The organism is Geomonas sp. (assembly GCF_056994735.1).
The window spans coordinates 1-2,099 of the sequence record NZ_JBXKJL010000334.1; the positions used below are offsets into that span (position 1 = coordinate 1).

Below are 2,099 nucleotides of genomic sequence, written 5' to 3' on the forward strand. Positions count from 1 at the left end.
ACCATGTGGAAAATGCTCGCCGAAGCCCAGGCCTGGGGAATGTTGCTCCCACCTGGATAGAGGGCGGGAAAATCCAGTGCTTGGCGCTCACGTGGCAAACCCGCGAAGAGCTCCGGCAAGCGGTACGCCTCGAACCGTCGGGCCGCATCGAAGATCCCACGGATCACCTGATTGGCCTGCTGTGCCAGACCATAGCGTTTGAAGCCGGCAGCAATGAGTCCGTTGTCGTGAGGCCAGACAGAACCACGGTGGTACGAGAACGGATTATAGGCCGGGTTCGTGCTGGAAAGCGTGCGAATCCCCCAGCCACTCCACATGTCCTCTTGCAAGAGCCGTCTCGCCGTGCGTTCGGCCTTGTCCTGCTCGGCAATGCCACTCCAGAGACAGTGTCCCATATTGGAGACAATGGCGGTAATCTGTTTTTTCTCGGCGTCGAGCCCATAGGCAAAGCAGCCTTCCTCCTGCATCCAGAAGGCCTGGTTAAAGTGGTCCTTCAAGCTTTGTGCCTGCTGACGCAACGCTTGCGCTCGTGTCTCATCACCAAGCACCTCAAAGACTTCGGCCATGCGCATTTTGGCATCGTAGACATAGCCCTGCAGTTCGCACAGGCCCTTGGGCTGCTTGACCTGGCTGCCATCGGCGTAGACCACCGCGTCTCCTGCATCCTTCCAGCCCATGTCCTCGTAGCCAAGTGGCGAGTAGGTTTTATATTCCTGGAAGCCATCGCCGTCCAGGTCGCCATACTGATCCATCCAGTCCAGGCAGGCCTGGGCGACGTGACGATACTCCTCTAAATGCTTCCAAGTAAAGTGTGCGGAGATGTGAGACAATGAGAGGGAGAAGAGTGGAAGAGTGAAGAAAGGAAGAAAGAGATGACCGCTCCCATAACCCTCCCCCCATTGGAAGCGTCAACCCATACTGAGCTAGGCCGTCGCTACGATGAGGCCTCCGATGCCGAAACGCGTACCCGCTATCAGATGCTGTTGCTCTCAGCGAAAGGTCAGACCTCGACCCAGATTGCCCAGATCGTTCTGCGGAGCCAGGACACAGTAGTGCGTGTCCTCAAACGGTTCTTAACAGGCGGATTGGAGGCAGTCCGTCGCCGAACGCCTCCAGGCCGAGAGCGAACGGTCACGACAGCCTGGGAAGCCGAGTTATTGCGAGTAATCGAGTTGGACCCCCATGAGGTAGGACAGGACACGGCGAACTGGACCACCGCGAGACGCGCTGCGTACTTAGGCACGCAAACCGGCATTCGGGTGACGGAGGAGACTGTGCGGGTGTACTTACATGCCCATGGCGACGTCTGCAAGCGTCCCACCTGGACGCTGAGGCGCAAGGCCGAAGAAAAAGCCGATTATGTGGGAAACGCTTAAGGGTGGAGGTGCTGTTCGCCGGTGCCACAGCACCCGACCCTCTCCCCGTCAAAGATCTGGTGGAGGCTGAGCTGTGGGATCAGCTCCCTGCTGACCTGCCCGCCCTGCTCCCCCTCATGCCCCAGGCTGACCTCTATCTGCAGGATGAAGTGCAGTTTGCCTTTCACCCGACGCTCACCCGTATCTGGTCTCGCAAAGGTCGACGCGGGCAACGCTTGGTCGAAGCGCCAGGTGATAACCGCAAGGTCGACGGCTTTGGCTTGGTGGACTGGCGCGATGGCTGGTTCGATGGTCGTATTGCCCCTGGACGGACGGCTGATGTCTTCTGCGAACAAGTGCGTGCCGCCGTGGCGCGCTCACCACGTCGCGGGCGTATCGCCATTGTGCTTGCTGATAATCTTAAGACGCACACTTCAGCCGGGTCCCTGCTTGTGCGCAGCCTGCTCGCCGAGTTGAAGGAGCACTTGTACCTGGTGTATACGCCTGCCTATGATCCGGATGCCAATCGCATTGAATGGCTCTGGCGTATCTGGCGACGAGTCGTGAGGCATAATCATCAACGCAACGATTTCGCGCTCCTGCTCGCCGATGTGCAGACCCATTTTCAGGCACGGACCCAGACTCCTGCAGACGTGCTTCGTCATATTGGCAGTCCGTTTGCGCCAGACAAAGATGCTACTCAGCGGCTAGCTCAGGCCGCATGATCAACTTGGAAGCATTTAG

The 2,099-nt window shown here is 58.6% G+C and carries 3 protein-coding genes; 2 read left to right on the forward strand and 1 reads right to left on the reverse strand.

What is annotated here, in order from left to right:
- A partial coding sequence (locus AC11W3_RS14490) for an amylo-alpha-1,6-glucosidase (protein ID WP_484093233.1) occupies positions 1-752 on the reverse strand: 752 nt, incomplete at its 3' end.
- A gap of 120 nt (positions 753-872) precedes the next feature.
- On the opposite strand from AC11W3_RS14490, the gene AC11W3_RS14495 reads away from it, so the two are divergent.
- Together AC11W3_RS14495 and AC11W3_RS14500 are read left to right on the forward strand one after the other, a co-directional pair.
- Positions 873-1,376: a helix-turn-helix domain-containing protein gene (locus tag AC11W3_RS14495; RefSeq protein WP_484093234.1), complete on the forward strand. Its 504-nt coding sequence runs from the start codon at positions 873-875 to the stop codon at positions 1,374-1,376.
- A 2-nt stretch (positions 1,377-1,378) separates the two neighbouring features.
- Entirely contained in the window at positions 1,379-2,080 is a 702-nt protein-coding gene (locus AC11W3_RS14500; protein WP_484093235.1) for a transposase, read from the forward strand.
- Positions 2,081-2,099: the final 19 nt, after the last annotated feature.